General features: G+C 62.5%; 17 protein-coding genes. All 17 read right to left on the bottom strand.

Translation table 11 applies throughout. The features are described 5' to 3' along the window. Nucleotides 1-214: 214 nt before the first annotated feature. The 17 genes from AC1DRN_RS02130 to AC1DRN_RS02050 all read right to left on the bottom strand — a co-directional run bounded on the left by AC1DRN_RS02130 (nucleotide 215) and on the right by AC1DRN_RS02050 (nucleotide 16820). The gene (locus AC1DRN_RS02130; protein ID WP_457265692.1) at nucleotides 215-1441 is read right to left on the bottom strand and encodes a beta-ketoacyl-ACP synthase; all 1227 of its coding nucleotides are present in this window, start codon (nucleotides 1439-1441) and stop codon (nucleotides 215-217) included. After that, on the bottom strand, nucleotides 1441-2169 hold the full coding sequence (fabG, locus tag AC1DRN_RS02125) for a 3-oxoacyl-ACP reductase FabG (protein ID WP_457265691.1): 729 nt from the start codon (nucleotides 2167-2169) through the stop codon (nucleotides 1441-1443). Before fabG ends, AC1DRN_RS02130 begins: the two co-directional genes overlap by 1 nt. Then, nucleotides 2166-2627: a hotdog family protein gene (locus tag AC1DRN_RS02120; protein ID WP_457265690.1), complete on the bottom strand. Its 462-nt coding sequence runs from the start codon at nucleotides 2625-2627 to the stop codon at nucleotides 2166-2168. The genes fabG and AC1DRN_RS02120 overlap by 4 nt, the downstream gene beginning before the upstream one ends. After that, complete coding sequence (locus AC1DRN_RS02115) at nucleotides 2624-3820, bottom strand: beta-ketoacyl-[acyl-carrier-protein] synthase family protein (protein WP_477786614.1); 1197 nt, start codon at nucleotides 3818-3820, stop codon at nucleotides 2624-2626. The genes AC1DRN_RS02120 and AC1DRN_RS02115 overlap by 4 nt, the downstream gene beginning before the upstream one ends. Further along, the gene (locus AC1DRN_RS02110) at nucleotides 3817-4449 is read right to left on the bottom strand and encodes a hypothetical protein (RefSeq protein WP_457265688.1); all 633 of its coding nucleotides are present in this window, start codon (nucleotides 4447-4449) and stop codon (nucleotides 3817-3819) included. Before AC1DRN_RS02110 ends, AC1DRN_RS02115 begins: the two co-directional genes overlap by 4 nt. Beyond that, nucleotides 4449-5174, bottom strand: coding sequence for a class I SAM-dependent methyltransferase (locus AC1DRN_RS02105; protein ID WP_457265687.1), 726 nt, complete (start codon nucleotides 5172-5174; stop codon nucleotides 4449-4451). Before AC1DRN_RS02105 ends, AC1DRN_RS02110 begins: the two co-directional genes overlap by 1 nt. Further along, nucleotides 5171-6418 (bottom strand): NAD(P)/FAD-dependent oxidoreductase, encoded by a 1248-nt coding sequence (locus AC1DRN_RS02100; protein ID WP_457265686.1) that lies wholly within the window; start codon nucleotides 6416-6418, stop codon nucleotides 5171-5173. Before AC1DRN_RS02100 ends, AC1DRN_RS02105 begins: the two co-directional genes overlap by 4 nt. Further along, nucleotides 6405-7562 (bottom strand): sodium:proton antiporter, encoded by a 1158-nt coding sequence (locus AC1DRN_RS02095; protein WP_223457905.1) that lies wholly within the window; start codon nucleotides 7560-7562, stop codon nucleotides 6405-6407. Before AC1DRN_RS02095 ends, AC1DRN_RS02100 begins: the two co-directional genes overlap by 14 nt. Continuing rightward, on the bottom strand, nucleotides 7562-9901 hold the full coding sequence (locus tag AC1DRN_RS02090) for an MMPL family transporter (RefSeq protein WP_223457732.1): 2340 nt from the start codon (nucleotides 9899-9901) through the stop codon (nucleotides 7562-7564). The genes AC1DRN_RS02095 and AC1DRN_RS02090 overlap by 1 nt, the downstream gene beginning before the upstream one ends. Next, complete coding sequence (locus AC1DRN_RS02085; protein ID WP_223457729.1) at nucleotides 9885-10589, bottom strand: outer membrane lipoprotein carrier protein LolA; 705 nt, start codon at nucleotides 10587-10589, stop codon at nucleotides 9885-9887. Before AC1DRN_RS02085 ends, AC1DRN_RS02090 begins: the two co-directional genes overlap by 17 nt. Next, nucleotides 10586-11011: an acyl-CoA thioesterase gene (locus AC1DRN_RS02080; RefSeq protein WP_223457727.1), complete on the bottom strand. Its 426-nt coding sequence runs from the start codon at nucleotides 11009-11011 to the stop codon at nucleotides 10586-10588. Before AC1DRN_RS02080 ends, AC1DRN_RS02085 begins: the two co-directional genes overlap by 4 nt. Further along, nucleotides 11004-12548, bottom strand: a complete 1545-nt coding sequence (locus AC1DRN_RS02075) for an HAL/PAL/TAL family ammonia-lyase (protein ID WP_457265685.1) — start codon at nucleotides 12546-12548, stop codon at nucleotides 11004-11006. The genes AC1DRN_RS02080 and AC1DRN_RS02075 overlap by 8 nt, the downstream gene beginning before the upstream one ends. Then, the gene (locus AC1DRN_RS02070; protein ID WP_223457723.1) at nucleotides 12529-13470 is read right to left on the bottom strand and encodes an LpxL/LpxP family acyltransferase; all 942 of its coding nucleotides are present in this window, start codon (nucleotides 13468-13470) and stop codon (nucleotides 12529-12531) included. Before AC1DRN_RS02070 ends, AC1DRN_RS02075 begins: the two co-directional genes overlap by 20 nt. Beyond that, nucleotides 13467-14201 carry a glycosyltransferase family 2 protein gene (locus tag AC1DRN_RS02065; protein WP_223457721.1) on the bottom strand — a complete coding sequence of 245 codons (735 nt, stop codon included), beginning with the start codon at nucleotides 14199-14201 and terminating at the stop codon, nucleotides 13467-13469. The genes AC1DRN_RS02070 and AC1DRN_RS02065 overlap by 4 nt, the downstream gene beginning before the upstream one ends. 146 nt (nucleotides 14202-14347) lie before the next feature. Continuing rightward, entirely contained in the window at nucleotides 14348-16027 is a 1680-nt protein-coding gene (locus tag AC1DRN_RS02060; RefSeq protein WP_223457719.1) for an acyl-CoA synthetase family protein, read from the bottom strand. Continuing rightward, nucleotides 16024-16569 (bottom strand): COG4648 family protein, encoded by a 546-nt coding sequence (locus AC1DRN_RS02055; RefSeq protein ID WP_108216270.1) that lies wholly within the window; start codon nucleotides 16567-16569, stop codon nucleotides 16024-16026. The genes AC1DRN_RS02060 and AC1DRN_RS02055 overlap by 4 nt, the downstream gene beginning before the upstream one ends. Continuing rightward, nucleotides 16566-16820, bottom strand: a complete 255-nt coding sequence (locus AC1DRN_RS02050) for an acyl carrier protein (RefSeq protein WP_007992314.1) — start codon at nucleotides 16818-16820, stop codon at nucleotides 16566-16568. Before AC1DRN_RS02050 ends, AC1DRN_RS02055 begins: the two co-directional genes overlap by 4 nt. Nucleotide 16821 lies beyond the last annotated feature (1 nt).

Here is a 16821-nt window from a genome sequence, read left to right as displayed (position 1 = left end):
TGAGACTTTGAGGATCCTGGGCAACCAGCCATCGCAGAGCCAGACAGGTCGATGCAGAGTCGACCTGTTTGAGAAAAACCTATTGTGGCGAGGGAGCTTGCTCCCGCTGGACTGCGCAGCTGTCGCCTTTTGGGGCCGCTAGGCGACCCAGCGGGAGCAAGCTCCCTCGCCACAGGTTATTCATTGCTTACCGGTAATTCTTCAAATTGCCTTGTTACGGCCAGCGCTTGAAAATCAGCGAAGTATTCACCCCGCCAAACGCAAAGTTATTGTTCATCACATACTGGTTGCTCATCTGCCGAAACTCGCCGCGCAGGTAGTCTAGCTTGCCGCAATGGGGGTCGACTTCGTCGAGGTTGAAGGTGTGCACGTAGAGGTCACGGTTCATCATTTCGATGCTGAACCAGGACTCCAGCGCACCGCAGGCGCCGAGGGTGTGGCCGAGGAAGCTTTTCTGCGAGCTGATCGGCATGTGTTCGCCGAACAGGCTGCTGGTGGCCAGGGTTTCGGCGATGTCGCCCTGCTCGGTGGCGGTGCCGTGGCCATTGACGTAGCCGATGTCCGAGGGTTTCAGCCCGGCGTCCTCCAGGGCCAGTTCCATGGCCCGGCGCATGGTGACTTGCTCGGGACGGGTGGTGTGCTGGCCGTCGGCGTTGCTGCCGAAACCGACGATCTCGGCATGGATGTGGGCGCCGCGGGCCAGGGCGTGTTCCAGTTCCTCAAGCACCAGCATGCCGCCGCCTTCGCCGATCACCAGGCCGTCGCGTGCGGAGTCGTAAGGGCGCGGGCTGCGTTGTGGGGTGTCGTTTTTCAGGCTGGTGGCGTAGAGCGCGTCGAAGACCATGGCTTCGGTCGGGCACAGTTCTTCGGCACCACCGGCGAGCATCAGTGGCAGGCGCCCGAACTTGATCGCCTCGTAGGCATAGCCGATGCCCTGGCTGCCGCTGGTGCAGGCGCTGGACGTCGGGATCAGGCGACCGGTGAGGCCGAAGAAGATGCTGATATTGGCTGCCGTGGTGTGCGGCATCATGCGGACGTAGGAGTTGGCGTTCAGCCCCTCGGCCACCGAGTTGAGCAGCATGTTGCCGAACGCCTTGATCTCGTCGGTGCTGCCGGTGGAGGAACCGCAGGCAACGCCCATGCGCCCGTCCTTGATCGATTCGTCGCCCAACAGGCCGGCGTCGGCCAGTGCCAGTTCCGACGCGCCGACGGCCAGCCGTGATACCCGGCCCATGCTGCGCAGTTGCTTGCGGGTCCAGTGGCTCGGCACCTTGAAGTCATCGATGGGGCCAGCCAGGCGCGTGTTGAGCTCGGTAAAACGATCCCACTCGTCCATCCGGCGAATGCCGCTGCGGTTGGCCGCGAAGTTGCCGGCGATGGTCTTCCAGTCGCTGCCCAGTGAGGTGATGCCGGCCATGCCGGTGACGACGACGCGCTTCATCAGCACAGGCCTCCATTGACGGCCAGAACCTGCCGGGTGATGTACGAGGCTTCCGCCGACATCAGGAAATTCACCGCGCCGGCCACCTCTTCAGGAGTGCCCATGCGTTGTGCCGGGATCATTTTCATCAGTTCTTCCACCGGCACGTTTTCGTCGAGCATGGCTGTGTCGATCAGACCGGGTGCGACACAGTTGACGGTGATTTTGCGCTTGCCCAGTTCAATCGCCAATGCCTTGGCCGCGCCGATCAACCCGGCCTTGGAGGCGCTGTAGTTGACCTGGCCACGGTTGCCGATCAGCCCCGACACCGAGGTGATGCAGACAATCCGTCCGGCGGCGCGACGCCGAATCATCGGCATCATCACCGGGTGCAGCACGTTGTAGAAACCGTCGAGGTTGGTGCGCATCACCACATCCCAGTCTTCCTCGCTCAGGGCCGGAAAGGCACCGTCGCGGGTCAGGCCGGCATTGAGTACCACGCCGTAATAGGCGCCGTGGGTTTCCACGTCGGCTTCGAGAATTTCCTTGCAGCGGGCGCGGTCGGACACGTCGAACTGCAGGATGCGCGCACGACGTCCCAAGGCCTCGACTTCACCCTTGACGGCTTCGGCGTCGGCCAGGCCGCTGCGGCAATGCAACACGATGTCGCGCCCGGCCTGGGCCAGGCGCAAGGCGATGGCGCGGCCGATGCCACGGCTGGAACCGGTGACCAGTACGGATTCAGTCATGACTGGACTCCTTCGGGTTCATGGAGATATTGAGCGGCCTGGGGTGGGCGGTACACGTTCAGACGGGCGGTGACGTGAATGCCGGGAGCGTTGATGTGGCACTCGAACACGCCCATGCCGTTATCGTCTTCCAGGGAGCGAATCCCGTGGATGGTCAACTCGGTACCGGCCGGAAAACTTTCAACGTTGCATTCGAATTTGCGGCTGCCGAGCAGGAAGCCCAATTCCACCGCATCACCACGCTGACGCGCATGGCAACCGGCGAAGGCGGCCACGCTCTGGGCCATAAGTTCGATGCCGACCCAGGCCGGCAGGCTGCCGTCGGGGAGGTTGAACAGGCCATCGGGCTTGACGGTCAGGCGGGTGTGAATCTGCTCTTCATCGAACGCCAGGATCCGGTCGATAAGGATCATATCGCCAGCGTGGGGCAGCAGTTCGGCGAGCGGCCAGTCAATCATGGGGCGTCTCCGATAATCAGGCTGACGTTGTTGCCACCGAAGGCAAAGGAGTTGCTCATCAGGTAGCGGGGTGYAATGGACGTCAGGCGAGTGGCCGGGGTCACCCATTGCAGCGGTGGCAGTTCGGGGTCGGGCTGCCCGTCCCAGACGTGCGGCGGCAGGGCGTGCGTGCGATTGTCCGGGCTCAGGCTCAACCAGCAGAACGCTGCCTCCAGCGCCCCGGCTGCACCGAGGGTGTGGCCGGTCATGGGTTTGCTCGACGAACAGGGCACGCCGGCCGGGAACAGCGTCGCCACGGCCTGGCTTTCCATGGCGTCGTTGTGCTGGGTGGCGGTGCCGTGCAGGTTCAGATAAGCGATCTGCTCCGGTTGCAGGTTGGCGCGGCCCAAGGCTTTGCGCATGGCTTGCAGGGCGCCACGCCCGCTCGGTTCCGGAGCGGATATGTGATGCGCATCGGAACTGGCGCCGCTGCCGAGCAAGGCAATCGCTTGGCTGTCGCCTGCACGCTTGGTCATCAGGAACAGCACCGCCGCTTCGCCAATGTTGATGCCATTGCGGTTCACCGAAAACGGATTGCAGCGTTGTTCCGAGACCGCTTCCAGCGCCGAGAAACCGTTGAGGGTCAGCTTGCACAAGGTATCGACACCGCCACACAGCACCGCGTCGCAAATGCCCAGATCCAACAGGCGCTGGGCGCTCATCAAGGCTCGGGCGCTGGAAGTGCAGGCTGTGGAAATGACATAGGCCGGCCCGCTCAATTGCAGCCATTCGGCGAGGAAGTTCGCCGGTGCTCCGAGTTCCTGTTGCTGATAGTCGTAGTCGGAAGGGAACTGCTTTTCTCGCAGGTAATGCGCCAGGCCCTGGCTGGCTTCGTCGATGCCCGAGGTGCTGGTGCCCAGCACGACACCGATGCGGTCGCGGCCGTAGGTCTGGATCGCGCTGTCGATGTCCGGACGGATTTGCAGCGTGGCTTCCAGCAACAACTGATTGTTGCGACTGTGATGGTGCGACATGTCGGCTGGAATGGTTGCCAGTTTGCCTTGGACCGCACCGACCGGCAGCGTGCGTTGCGGCACCCACCCGGCTTGTTCGCGCATGCCGCCGCAGTCGCCGGCAAACAGGTTGCGGGCAACTTCCTGCTTCTCGCGGCCCAACGCGCAGACCAATCCGAGGGCATTGAGGTATGCCGTCATGGCGTTTCACCGCTCAGGGGCGTGACTTGATAGGTCGGACCGTTCGCAAGCTGCAATTCAAAGTTCTGCGGTTGTGCGTAGCGGATGTCCCAGCGCTCGGGCAGGGACCGTTGTTTGCCGTGCTGCCAGGCACCGGGATAGTTGGCCGCCAGTTCATCTTGCGGCGTCAGTGCAAACAGCAGCGCTGCGAAGAGCTCCCGGGCTTGCGGATTGGGCGGCAGGAAACCATCGGACTCCCAGGTTTTGTCGATCAATTTCTGGCGGGCCTGGGGAATGCCCAACAGGTCCATCATCGACCAGCGGATGCCAGGCTCTTCACGCTGGATCACCAGTATCCAGTCCTGGCGTTCGTCGGCCTGCCAGCGCTGGATGTGCAGTTGCAGCGGCAACGGCAGATCCGGATTGTGCTCGGGCAATGGCGCCCGGCTGGTGCAGGCGCTCAGCAGCAGGGTTGCGGCGATTAACAGAAATCGCATAGCACCGATAACCCCTGTAGGAGCGAGCCTGCTCGCGATGGCGGCGATACATTCAGCATAAGTGTTGACTGATCCACCGCTATCGCGAGCAAGTCGAATCGTCGCACCGTCGCTCCCACAGGTTTGGTATTTCAAGCGGTTGGTAATCAACATCACACAGTTCCTTCAAAAGGTTTGTGCGCCACCACATTGACCAGGGTTTCTTCCCGTTGGCCAAAGGGTTTTGGCTTGCACACACCCAATAGTTCGAGCAGGCCGAAATCCTTGGCGCGACTCCACCACAGGTACGGATAAGACACGTTTTTCTCGGTAAATTCGAAACCCTGCTGGCGAATCATTTGCAGATACTGCGCGGCGCTTTTCTGCACGTGCATGGGGTGGCGGAACAACCAGCGGATCACCCAGGTATCAATGTAAGCCTCGGTGGATTCGGCGAACAGCAGATAACCGCCGGGTTTGAGTACACGGTAAAACTCGGCCAGTGCCTGTTCCTGCTCCACCAGATGATGGAAGGTCTGGTGGCAGAACAGCAGGTCGATACTGGCGTCCGGCAGGTTCAGGCTGGCGCAGTCGCCGCCGATCAACTCCACTTCCATGCCCTGGCGGGCCGCTTCTGCGCGGCTCTGTTCCAGGCTGTGGGGATCAGCATCGACGCCCATCAGACGACCGGGCGCAAAGGCCTGGCGCAGCAGCGGGAACGACTTGCCCTGGCCGCAACCGGCATCCAGCAGCACCGGGCTGACAGGCAGCGCTTCGCTGAACAGGTTACGCAAATCGTCGATCGCCAACCGCAGCACATAGTGTTGCCAGATCTGGCTACGCAGGAACCACAAACCGAAACGGGTTTCTTCGACGTATTTGTCGCTCAAGTAGTTCATGACGCAGCCTTCGCACAGAATTCCGAAATCACCTTCAAACGGCGCCTGGCTTCGCTGACGAACGGATTGCGTTGATCCCAGGCGTATCCGGCAAGAATGGAGCTGATCATCCCGCGGATTTCCGGCGAACTACTCTCATGGAAAATCACATCCTGGAAGGTCCCGGCATACCAGCCTTCGACGTAGCAACGGAATGTGTCGACGCCGCGCTTGAGCGGCTCGGCGAACTCGGTTTGCCAGTCGACGGCTTCGCCTTGCAGCTGACGGTGCAAGACCCCGGCGGCCATGCTCGCCGAACGCATGGCGATGGTCACGCCGGAGGAAAACACCGGGTCGAGGAATTCCGCGGCATTGCCCAGCAGCGCGAAGCCCGGGCCGTGCAAGGTTTTGACATTGGCCGAGTAACCGCCAATGGTTCGCGCCTCGGTGTCCCACTGCGCATTTTGCAACACGCTGGCCAGGCTTGGCGTCTCGGCGATAAAGCCGCGCAGGCACTCGTCCAGATTGTCGCTGCGGCCGGCGAAACGTTCCTCGGCGGCGACCACGCCGACCGAGCAGCGCCCGTTGCTGAACGGGATGGTCCAGAACCACACGTCGCGCTGGGTCGGATGAGTGGTGACCAGGATCTTGCTGCGGTCGAAGGCCGGGAGGTCGATACGGTCTTCGACGTGCGTGAACACGGCCTGACGCACCGGGAAGTTCGACGGCGCCTCGAGGTCGAGCAAGCGCGGCAGTACGCGGCCGTAACCACTGGCATCGAGCAGGAAATCGGCTTCGACGCGGTACTCGCTACCGTCTTCGCGGCGCACGCCGAGCTGCGGTTTTCCAGGGGCAATGTCGACGCTGACGATGGTTTCGCCATAGCGGATCTCCACGCCTTGCAGCGCGGCCTGATCGGCCAGCAGCTTATCGAAATCGGCGCGCTGGACCTGAAACGTCGTCGATTTGCCGTGGCTGAACGTATCGCCGAAATCGAACGCGCTGTAACGCTCGCCCCAGGCAAAGGCGGCACCGGTTTTCAGCTGGAAGCCGGCCGCGTTGACGGCGTCGAGCATGCCCGCTTCCTCGACGAAGTCCAGGCAATGGGCCAACAGGCTTTCACCGATGGAAAACCGTGGGAAATGCTGACGCTCGATCATCAGCACATCGTGTCCCTTGCGCTTGAGCAACGCGGCGGCGATGGCACCGGAAGGGCCGGCGCCGATCACCACGACCTGGCGACATTCCATTTCAACGATTGGCATGGGGGCTCCTTGCCGGGACAGCGGTTTTCAGGGGGATTCGGTGCATGCCGGCCAAGGCTGGCAGCAGTGTGGCGATCAGGCCCATCAGCATCAGGGCAAAGTACAGCGGTGGGCTGATGAGTTGCTGTTGCAGCAGCAGGTTGAGAAAAACGATTTCGCTCAAGCCACGAATGTTCAGCAGCACACTTTCGCGCCAGCGGCTGGCGCCCTGGAACGAGGCCCCGGCCCAGCCGAGGCCGAGCCAGTTACCCAGCAGTTTGCTTAGCATCGGCAACAGCAGCAGGGCCGCCAATTGCATCCAGCCGAGGCTGTCGATCGCGTTGTGCACGTTGATCTGCACAATGCCGAACGTGAGGATCAGCGGGATGGCGATGTACGTCTGCAGGCGGCTCATCCACAAGGCCGGCAACGGCAGCACCAGCGGTGCTTTCAACGCGGCCATGATCAACACATAGCCGATGCCGAAAATCAGCGCATTGAGCTTGTAGTGCTCGGCGACGACCAGCAGGGCGAAAAAGCACAGGCTGTAAAGCCATGTCTGGCGCAAACCGAGCAGCCGCAGTAGCACCGGCAGGCAGGCGCCGGCCAGGGGCAGCAACAGGCTGCTCAGGTGCAGGCTGCCTTGGGCGATGCCGAACAGCGTCCAGCAGGCGAGATCGATGAGGATCGCGGTTTGCACCAGTCGCCGGGTGGCGGCGGGCGGGTAATCGATGTGCCGCAGGTACAGGTACAACACCGGAATCGCGGTGATGGCGAACAACAGGCCGACGGCCAGCGAGCTGATCCACGGTTGCGCCGGCAACAACCAGACCGCCGTGGCCAGGCCGCAGGCAAACGGAAGGCAAAAGCTGGGCAGGGCGATTTTCAGGCTTTGGCGATCCAGTTGCAGGTCGATCACATCGCTGAGGATGTAGCCCAGCAACAGGGCAAAGCTCAGGCTGTAGAGGCTCTTCAGCCAGCCCGGCGACACCAGCAGCGCACCGCTCAATTGCCATTGGGGCTCGATCCAGAAATACATCAACAGCGGCAGGCCGAGGGTCGCCAGCAACAACTGGCTGACGATGGGAATCAGGCCGAAATGCCGGCCGACACGGGTCGCCACCGCGAATAATGCCAGCGCCATTGCCCAGAACAGCACGACCATCACGCTGCCCGTTCCACGGCCGCAGCCCCATGTACCTGTCGACCGGCCCAAGGCGCGAGCAGGAAGCTGAAGATCAGGCCCAGGCTTACCGACAATCCGAAATTGCTCACCGCCGGAGTGCTCGACACCGCCAGCAGGCCGAATGACAACCATGTGGTCAATGCCGCCAGCAGGGTGCCCAGCAAGCTCACGGCCGCACCGCCGACCTGTTCGCGCATCAGGATTGCGTAATCGACGCTGATCGCCGTCACCAGCAGCAGGCCGAACAGACTGAACAGGGTCAACGGCTGCCCCAGCCAGCCGAGGCTGGCCAGGCTGCACAACGCCGCCAGCAGGGGTAGGGACACGATACGCAACGCACCGCCGAGGCCGAATGGCAGGATCAGCACCAGCACGATCAGCACGCAGGAGGCGAGTTTCAGTTCTGCGGCACTGATTTGGGTGGCCGCGAAGACGTGGTTCAATTCATCCAGTCGATCTACCAGTGTCACGCCGGGTAAATCCTCACCCTGGAGCCGCAGCAGGGCCGGGTTGTTGATGCCTTGCAGGCTGACCATCGCTGCCACGCCGTCATCGGTCGGCCCCAGCCACAGGGGCCGGTAGGGTTCTGCCAACGGGCCGCTGAGCGCTGCGTCGATGTCCACGGTCGGCAGTGCCTGTAGCTTCGTCAGCTCGGCTTGCAGCGCTTCGGCCGGTATGCCGATGTCGAGCAACGGTTGCCAGAACGACGGCAGTTTGCTCAATGCTGCGCGCACCTGTTGCTGTTCGTTCGGCGGGCTGACCAGTTGATTGAGCGACAGATAACCCTGGAGCTTTTCCAGGCCAATCAATTGATCCAGTCGCTCTCTCAGGGCTGTCTGGCGTTCGAGCAACTGCTGCTGATTGGCGGCACGTATCAGGAAGAACTGGCTGGTGGGTTGATAGCCGGTAATCCGGGCAATGGTCCGGGCTTCGTCGGTCAATTGTTGCGGCGCGCTGATCCACTGGCGGATGTCGTTTTTGCTGCCCAGTTGCAACAGGCCGGCCACGCAAAAGGCGATCAGCAACGCCAGCAAGACAGGTGTTTTCAGCTGTTTGAGCAGGGCTTCACGACAGCCCAGCAAAATCTCGCAAACGCGCAATGGCCATTGCGCCGGGCGCAGGTCTACGCCCTTGAGCAATGCCGGCAGCAGGCACACGGCGGACAAGTAAGCGCCGAGCAAACCGGCGGCAGAGAATGCGGCAATCTGGGTCAGCGCCGGGAAGGGGGTCCAGGCCAGGGCCAGATAACCGATGCCGCTGGTGATCAGGCTCAGGGTCAATCCGGGCAAGGTCATGCGCAGGGCAGGCCAGCTGTGCCAGGGTTTCAGGCTCCAGCTCTTGGACAGGTAGTGCAACGGGTAATCGACCGCGACACCGATCAGGCTCGAGCCCAGCACCAGCGTCATCACGTGCATATGGCCGAACAACGCCACACAGGCCACCGCACCGAAGAGCATCCCGACCAACACCGGCACGAACGCCAGCAAGACGCGCCAGCGCCGGAAAGCCAACAGCAGCAGCAACAAAATCCCCACGGTGGCACCGCCGCCGACCCAGGTCATCTCCCGGGCAGCCTGCTGTTGCCCGCTGGCTGCGTACAACAGGCCGCTGGCGGCGAGCAGTTGCACGTCGTGCCGGGCGGCTTCTTCGCGGCTGTGCTTGAGCAGGTCGGCCACTTGCAGCGGCAGGTTCATGTCGAAGGCGTTGCCGGTGGTGCGTGCGCGCAGCAGGACCCAGCTCTTGCCGTCGGCATCGGCGACCAGGGCGCCGCTGCCGATGTCCAGTTGCACCGAACCRCGTTGCGGTTGGCTGTTCTGGATGCGCCCGGTCAGGCCCAGCCAGTCATCCTGGCTCGGCACCAGGCTGTAACCGTTGAACGGGTCGAACAACGCCTGCACCCGTTGCTGGATAAAGGTGTCGGGGTGCTCGATAAGCAGTTGTCGGTCTGCCGCCTGGAGCATCGCCAGGCGACCTTGCAGCAACTGCGTGCGCAGCGCTGGCAAGTCGGCTTGCAGGGTCCACTGGACCTTTTCGAACAGTCCGCTGGCCTGCCATTGCTCGCCGAGGGTCTGCGCCATGGCGACGGCCTGCTGGCGATCGGTGTGGCCGACCAGCACCAGCATTTCGCGGTTCAGCGGTTCCTGCATGCGTTGTTCGGCGCGCAGTTCCAGGGCATCGGGCGCCGTGCCGGGCACCAGTTCCATCAGGTTGGCTGACAGTGGCGCGGCGTCACGCCATTGCCAACCGGCGAGCGCAAGTACTGCCAGCAGCAGGATCAGAAACAGCCGTGGCAACCAGCGTTCACTCGGCAAAGTCATGCTGCTCCGCGTCGCTCAATGGTTGGGTGCTGGTGCTGTCCTGCATGCGCAATAATGTACTGTCGCCCTGGGTTTCGAGCAGTTCGATGCTGTGCACCAGCTCTGCGCCGGCAATGTTGATCTGGTTGAACACCTGCTTGAGCAGCATCGAGCGCGGCAGCAGCGTGAGCTTCCAGTTCTGCGCGTCGCCGCTCAGGGACAACTCGAAATCCCGTTGCAGGCCACTGCTGTCACCTTGCAGCACGGCCAGGAACAAACGGTTCTGCTCGGCACCGGCGCTTTTGCCCGGCAGCATTTGCCAGACAATGCCGTCACGCCGGGCAATGCCTTTGGCGGTGATGCGATAGTCCTGTTGCAGTGGTGTTTTGAGCAGCCACAACAAGCCGTGGTTTTTTGCCAGCACGAACGTGCCCTTGCTGGTCAGCGGCTGGGGCAGGGCGCGCAGGTGTTTTTCCTGGGTGAAACTGCCGTGGATGACATCAGGTTTGGCCAGTTGATCGCTGAGTTGTTGCAGGTCGAAGGCGTTGGCCAGCCCTGGAATGCCTAGTAACACGCAGAACACTGTAGGAGCGAGCCTGCTCGCGAAAAACCTGAGGGCGCCGCGGACTGTCAGGTGCCCAGTGTCATCGTTAACGACCATCGCGAGCAGGCTCGCTCCTACAGGGGAGCGGGAGGGGCAGAAAATCATCGCAGAGCTCTCTCTACGGCGTCGGTGAGCACTTTCGGCGAGGCCAACTGCATCTCGCGGCTGACGAGGTCGACGGCGACCTGTACCGACATGGCCCGGGTCAAACGTTCACCGGTTTGCAGATCGCTGATCAGGTAATTGATCTTCAAGCGGTTCTCCCACTCCACCAGGTTGGCGCGCACGTTGAGTTTCTGGCCGAACACCGCGCCGCGCACGTAGCGCAATTGCAGGTCGATCACCGGCCACGCGTAGCCGGATTCGTTCATCGCCGTGTAGTTGTGGCCGATCCTGTCCAGCAGCGCACAGCGGGCGACTTCCAGGTATTTGACGTAATGGCCGTGCCAGACCACGTGCATGCTGTCGACGTCAAAGAACGGTACGACGATTTCCGTGTCGGTGTGCAGGAATCCCTTGCTACGCATGCAGCCTCCAGTGTTGTTCGGCGATGCGTTGCAGGCACAGGCGTAATTCGCCTTCCAGCGCGCGGTCTTCGATGACCGGCGGGAAGTCCTTGGCCAAGGCTTCATGCATGACGGCCAAAGCGGGTGGCAGGGGTCGTGCATCTTTGGCCTGGCCACGCAGCCAGACACCCTGATTGGCCGCCAGCAGCGTGGCGGCGGCCACCTGTTCGGTGAGCTCCAGAACGCGGATGGCATCGCGGGCGGCGATGGTGCCCATGCTGACCTTGTCCTGGTTGTGGCATTCGGTGGAGCGCGAGAAGACGCTGGCCGGCATGGTGTTCTTCAGCGCTTCGGCGGTCCAGGCACTGGTGCCGATCTGCACCGCCTTGAAGCCGTGGTTGAGCATGGCGCGGTCGGCCGTGGCTCCGGACAGGTTGCTCGGCAAGCCATGGTTGTAGCGCTCATCCACCAGCAGCGCGAGTTGCCGGTCCAGCAGGTCGGCGACGTTGGCCACGAGGTTCTTCAGGCTGTCCATGGCGAACGCGATGTGCCCGCCGTAGAAGTGCCCGCCGTGTAGCACGCGCTCGGCCTCGGCGTCGATGATCGGGTTGTCGTTGGCGCTATTGAGCTCGATCTCGATGAACGAGCGCAGCCAGTTCAGGCTGTCGGCCAGCACGCCCAGCACATGGGGCGCGCAGCGCAGGGAATAGCGGTCTTGCAGGCGATGCAGTGGCGCGGTCGGCGCGTCGATGGCCAGATCCTGGCGCAACCACGCAGCGACCTGCATCTGCCCCGGATGCGGCTTGGCGGCGAACAGGCGCTCGTCGAAGTGCTCCGGGTTGCCTTGCAGGGCGACCACGTTCAGCGCGGTGATGCGCGTGGCCAGTTGCAGCAGGTAATCGGCGCGGGCGTAGGCCAGGCAGGCCAGACCGGTCATCACAGCGGTGCCGTTCATCAGCGCCAGGGCTTCTTTTGGACGCAACACCAGAGGCTGCCAGCCGAGTTCGCGGTGCACATCGGCGGCCTGCCGGCGCTCGCCTCGGAACATCACCTTGCGTTCGCCGGACAGCGTGGCGGCAACGTACGACAGCGGCGTCAGGTCACCGCTGGCGCCCACCGAGCCTTCTTCCGGAATCAGCGGCAGGATGTCGTGTTCAAGGAACGCCTGCAGGCGCTCCAGCAGCTCCACGCGCACCCCGGACACACCGTGGCACAACGACTGTAAGCGCGCCGCCAGTACCGCGCGGGTGGCCTGGGCGTCGAGCAGTTTGCCCAGGCCACAGCCGTGGAAGGTGTACAGATGACGGGGCAGCGCCTCGACGTGATGCAGTGGCACCGCGACCACGCAAGAGTCGCCATAACCGGTGGTCACGCCGTAGATCACGCCTTCCTTGTCCAGCAGCGAGTCCAGAAAACGCGCGCCCTTGGCGATGCGCTCGCGGTAGGCGGGATCGCTTTGCAACTGCGTCGGCACCTTGCGGTTGGCCAGGGCCAGCACGTCTTCAATGCGCAAAGGGCGTTCGCCGAAGGTTACCGGCTCAAGCGTTGGCGTCGTCATCGGTCTTCCAGAAAGGGTAAAAGTTGAACCATTGTTGGGGCGCTTCGAGGCAATAGTGACCCAAGCGTTCGGCGTAGCGGGAGGCCCACTGATGAATGACCTGCTCGCGGTCGCTGCGCTTCCAGGTGATTGCCTCAGCGAACGGCTCAATGGTCAGTCGATAATCGCCGTCGGGCTTTTTCAGGCACAGCAGCAGGTTGACCGGGCATTTCAACAGGCCGGCCAGCAGCCACGGGCCCTGGGGGAACCTGGCCGGATGACCGAGGAAGTCCACGGTCGCGCAGCGTCCGCCATGCAGCGGCACGCGGTCGCCAGCAATTGCCAGCCACTCGCCGCGTTCCAGGCGCTCGCTCAGTTGCAGCATGATCCCGGGGTCCAGTTCGCTGACCTGAATCAGGCGCAAATTGGTCGCCCCGGCCTCACCCAGCAAACGGTTGAACTGTTCAGCGTGCTTGGTGTGGACCAGCACGTTCATCGTGACCTTCTCGCCGATTTCCGCCAGTGCGCGGCAGACTTCCAGATTGCCCAGGTGCGCGCCCACCAGCATCTGCCCGCGGGCACCACGCAACTGGTCACGCAGCAGCGCCGGGTCGATGATTTCGATTTGTTCGATGCTCAACTTGCCGTTCCATACGTCGAGTTTGTCGAGCATGGAATCAGCGAAGGCCATGAACTGGCCGAATACGCGCCAATGGCTCGGACGCAATTCGCTGCGACCGCTCCAGTCAGTCAGGCGTTGCTGGTATTGCCAGGCACTGTGTCGGGCGCTGCGACCGAACAGGAAAAAGTACAGGACGATGCCGTACAACACTGGGCTCAGTACTCGACGGCCCAGCACTTTGGCGCCGAACGCGGTGAGTTTCATCAGCCAGAAACTGCCCCGTTCTTCGCGGTCGGCCCAGTGTTGCTTGTCTGCGCTCATGCCCGCCACCGTCGCCAGAGGATCACTGGCGCCCGCAGCAACATGCCGAAGAACAGCCGCGTGTGCATGCTGGAAATCAGCACGTTGTCGTGGAACATCCGAAAATGCGAAACGCCGTCCAGCGGGTAGTGGACTTTGGTTTGCAGCCATTGCATCGGCTGATTGCGCCAGGCCAGGCGCACCAGGATGTCCGAGTCGAAGTCCATGCGCTTGCCGATTTTCGCTGACTCGATCAACGCCAGGACTGGCGGTAACGGGTAAACCCGGAATCCGCACATGGAGTCGCGAATCTGCAACGACAAGGTGTTGATCCAGACCATGACGTGGGTCAGGTAGCGTGCATACAAACGGCCTTTCGGCACGCTGGCGTCATATAGCGGATAACCGCAAATCACCGCTTGTGGGTGACGGCGTGATTGTTCGATGAAGCGTTTGATGTCCTGCAAATCGTGCTGGCCATCGGCATCCACCTGCAAGGCATGGCTGAAACCCAGACGCGAAGCTTCGCGCAAGCCGGTCATGACCGCACCACCCTTTCCCTGGTTTTCGGCGAGGCGAATCAGGTAAACCATTTCACGCTGGGCCAGGCGATCCAGCACCCGGGCGCAGCGCGGGCTGCTGGCATCGTCCACCAGAATGCACGGCAGATGGCTGGCGATCAGGGCGTCGACCACTGTGGTGATCGCGTCTTCGTGGTTGTACACCGGGACGATGGCGCAGGGGCTATGCATGTTGGTGTGCACCTGAAAGACCGAGGTGTCTGCATCGCGAGCAAGCTCGCTCCCACAAGGGGGCTGTGTCGTTCACAAATCCAGTGTGGGAGCGGCGGTGCGACGATTCGACCTGCTCGCGATTGAGTGCGCAGCACTCACCCAGCTTATGCATTTGCAGCCTCCAGCAAGATCCGCCCGCTGGAGCAAGTGGCGGTTTCGTTGCGATAGGCGAAATACAGTTTGCCGCGCACCGGGTCAAAGCGCAGGTGCAGCTGGATTTCATCGCCCGGGCGCACCAGTTGCTGGAACTTCAAGACTTCCATGCCGGCGAATTTTTTCGGCAGGTTCATCAGTTGCTGGCCCAGACTCAGCGCCCAGTCCACCTGCACCACGCCAGGCAACACCGGCGCCGTGGGGAAATGACCGCTGAAATAGGCCAGGTCCGGTGGCACGGCCAGTTGCAGGCTCCACTCGCCATTGGTTTCGACTTGCTCCAAGACCTCCGGGGCTTTGGAGCGCGGCGCCAGCAGCAGGGCATCGACGTCGGCCTGGGGCAGTTTGCCTTGAGTGTTCAGCGGCAGTTGTCGTAGCAGGCGCCAGCGTCTTGGCAGGGCCAGGGCTTCGCAGTGTTGGCTCAGGTGTTGGCGCAATTGCTCGGTAAGACTGCGTCGGCCCTGATTGCGCAGCACATGCAAGCCGGCCTCGTTCAGCACCAGCAATGCCCCCAGGGAGGCGCGGTTTTCCTGAACGACGCCGAGCCGCGCTTCGACAACCCATTCATGGGCTGTCAGCGCCTGTTCCAGCATCGGTAGCGAGATGCGTTTTTCTTCCAGTTTGACGATCCGGTCCAGTCGCCCGAGCAATTCGAAGCGACCATCGGCGGTGATGCGCGCTGAGTCGGCAGTTTGTTCAACATGGCCGTCAGGCAAGTAGGGCGAAGCGATCAACAGCGCGCCATCACTGTCTTGAGTCAGCGTGACATCGGCAAAGGGCCGCCAGAGTTCATCGCCCTGACGCCAGGCGATGCCGCCGGTTTCCGAACTGCCGAAAATTTCCGCTGGCCATTGCCCCAGACGCTCATGCAGGCGCTGTGCGGCCTCGACCGGCAATGCACCGCCGGAGGAAAAAACCCGGCGTACGGAGCTCAACGCAGGCCAGTCGAGGTTGTCGCCCATGCGTTTGAGCAGCGCCGGGCTGGCCACCCAGGCGAAGGCCGGGCATTCGCGGCTGGCGCGTTGCAGGTCTTCCGGAAAGGCCAACTGTCGACGCACGAACGGGCGTCCGGCGCATAGCGGCCACAGCACCCGAAACAGCAGACCGTAGATGTGCTGGGTGGCGACGCTGCCGATGATGCACGCCGGGCCCAGATCAGCGCCCCACAGCTGTTCCAGGGCTTCGACTTCATTGGCCAGTTGGCGCAGGTTTTTTTCGATGCGCTTGGGCTCGCCACTGGAGCCCGACGTGCACAGGCTGAGTTGACAGTGATCCGGATCCAGCACAGCGGTACTGAGCGGAGGCTGTTGGAAATTGCCAAGGTGTTCATCGTCGGGCTGATCGGTCAGCCAGAGATCAACTTCACCTGACCAGCGTTGGCGAGTCTGCGGTTGCAGGTCAGACGGCAGCAGCACACTGACCCCGGCACGCCAGGCGCCGAACAGGGCAATCGCCAGATCGGCGGCATCCTCAAGGTGCACGGCCATCTGCCGTACATTCCGGGCTTGCAGGCCGGCAGCCAGGCGCAGCGCCTGTTCGCACAGTTGGGCGTGATCCAGTGCCGGAGCGGTCGTTACGGCGCGCACCGGCTGAGCCTTGAGCAGCATGTGCTCAAGTTTTATCCAATTCATGGGCGGCCTCGTACCCTTTGTCGTATGAGCCATTCAATGGCAAACATCAGGCCTATCAATCCGTAGGAAATCAGGCCGGTGTACAGCGTCCACCAGCTCAGCGGCGCCCAGAGGGTCAGGGCGGCGGCGCACACACCGTTGCAAAGAAAAAAAACGCTCCAGGCGATGGTCACCTGACGGGTATAGCGAATGCCCTCGGCCGGCAATTGCGGCTCGCGTACCCGGGCCAGGCGTTCAACGATCGGCGGGCCGAATGTCAGGCTCGATCCGAACAGCACCAGCATGAAGCTGCTGATCAACACCGGATACCAGCGCAACAGCGCCGGGCTGTCGAACAGTGCCAGCAACAGACAGAACACAATGGCCACCGTGGCCATCCACAGGCTGCCAGGCCGTCGTGTGCCGGTCAGCGCCCGGGCCAGCCACAGTCCGCCCAGCAGCAGCCCGAACTGCCACGGGGCGAAATGCTCCATGCCGAAATACACCGCAAAGGGATACAAAAGACCCGCCAGCAGCAGGCCGAGGCCAATCAGTCGATTCATGCGGCCGGTTGAACCAGACGGTAGACCGCCTCGACCACGTCACTGACGGTTCGCACCGATTTGAATTCTTCGGCGGCGATTTTCTTGCCGGTCTGGCGTTTGATGTGATCAATCAGGTCGACCGCGTCGATGCTGTCGATTTCCAGGTCCTGATACAGGTTGGATTCCAGGCTCACACGCTCGGGGTCCAGTTCGAAGAGCTCGACCAGGGCATCGCGCAGGGTGTTGAAAATGTCGTCACGAGTTTGCATG

It is taken from the genome of Pseudomonas sp. P5_B3 (genome assembly GCF_056400405.1).
This window is presented reverse-complemented; position numbering and strand designations above follow the sequence as displayed.

What these genes read in the sequence shown, in the direction of transcription:
- AC1DRN_RS02130 (WP_457265692.1), bottom strand. Translation starts at nt 1,441, where the DNA reads ATGAAGCGCGTCGTCGTCACCGGCATGGCCGGCATCACCTCACTGGGC.
- fabG (WP_457265691.1), bottom strand. Translation starts at nt 2,169, where the DNA reads ATGACTGAATCCGTACTGGTCACCGGTTCCAGCCGTGGCATCGGCCGC.
- AC1DRN_RS02120 (WP_457265690.1), bottom strand. Translation starts at nt 2,627, where the DNA reads ATGATTGACTGGCCGCTCGCCGAACTGCTGCCCCACGCTGGCGATATG.
- AC1DRN_RS02110 (WP_457265688.1), bottom strand. Translation starts at nt 4,449, where the DNA reads ATGTTGATTACCAACCGCTTGAAATACCAAACCTGTGGGAGCGACGGT.
- AC1DRN_RS02105 (WP_457265687.1), bottom strand. Translation starts at nt 5,174, where the DNA reads ATGAACTACTTGAGCGACAAATACGTCGAAGAAACCCGTTTCGGTTTG.
- AC1DRN_RS02100 (WP_457265686.1), bottom strand. Translation starts at nt 6,418, where the DNA reads ATGCCAATCGTTGAAATGGAATGTCGCCAGGTCGTGGTGATCGGCGCC.
- AC1DRN_RS02095 (WP_223457905.1), bottom strand. Translation starts at nt 7,562, where the DNA reads ATGGTCGTGCTGTTCTGGGCAATGGCGCTGGCATTATTCGCGGTGGCG.
- AC1DRN_RS02085 (WP_223457729.1), bottom strand. Translation starts at nt 10,589, where the DNA reads ATGATTTTCTGCCCCTCCCGCTCCCCTGTAGGAGCGAGCCTGCTCGCG.
- AC1DRN_RS02080 (WP_223457727.1), bottom strand. Translation starts at nt 11,011, where the DNA reads ATGCGTAGCAAGGGATTCCTGCACACCGACACGGAAATCGTCGTACCG.
- AC1DRN_RS02075 (WP_457265685.1), bottom strand. Translation starts at nt 12,548, where the DNA reads ATGACGACGCCAACGCTTGAGCCGGTAACCTTCGGCGAACGCCCTTTG.
- AC1DRN_RS02070 (WP_223457723.1), bottom strand. Translation starts at nt 13,470, where the DNA reads ATGAGCGCAGACAAGCAACACTGGGCCGACCGCGAAGAACGGGGCAGT.
- AC1DRN_RS02065 (WP_223457721.1), bottom strand. Translation starts at nt 14,201, where the DNA reads ATGCATAGCCCCTGCGCCATCGTCCCGGTGTACAACCACGAAGACGCG.
- AC1DRN_RS02060 (WP_223457719.1), bottom strand. Translation starts at nt 16,027, where the DNA reads ATGAATTGGATAAAACTTGAGCACATGCTGCTCAAGGCTCAGCCGGTG.
- AC1DRN_RS02055 (WP_108216270.1), bottom strand. Translation starts at nt 16,569, where the DNA reads ATGAATCGACTGATTGGCCTCGGCCTGCTGCTGGCGGGTCTTTTGTAT.
- AC1DRN_RS02050 (WP_007992314.1), bottom strand. Translation starts at nt 16,820, where the DNA reads ATGCAAACTCGTGACGACATTTTCAACACCCTGCGCGATGCCCTGGTC.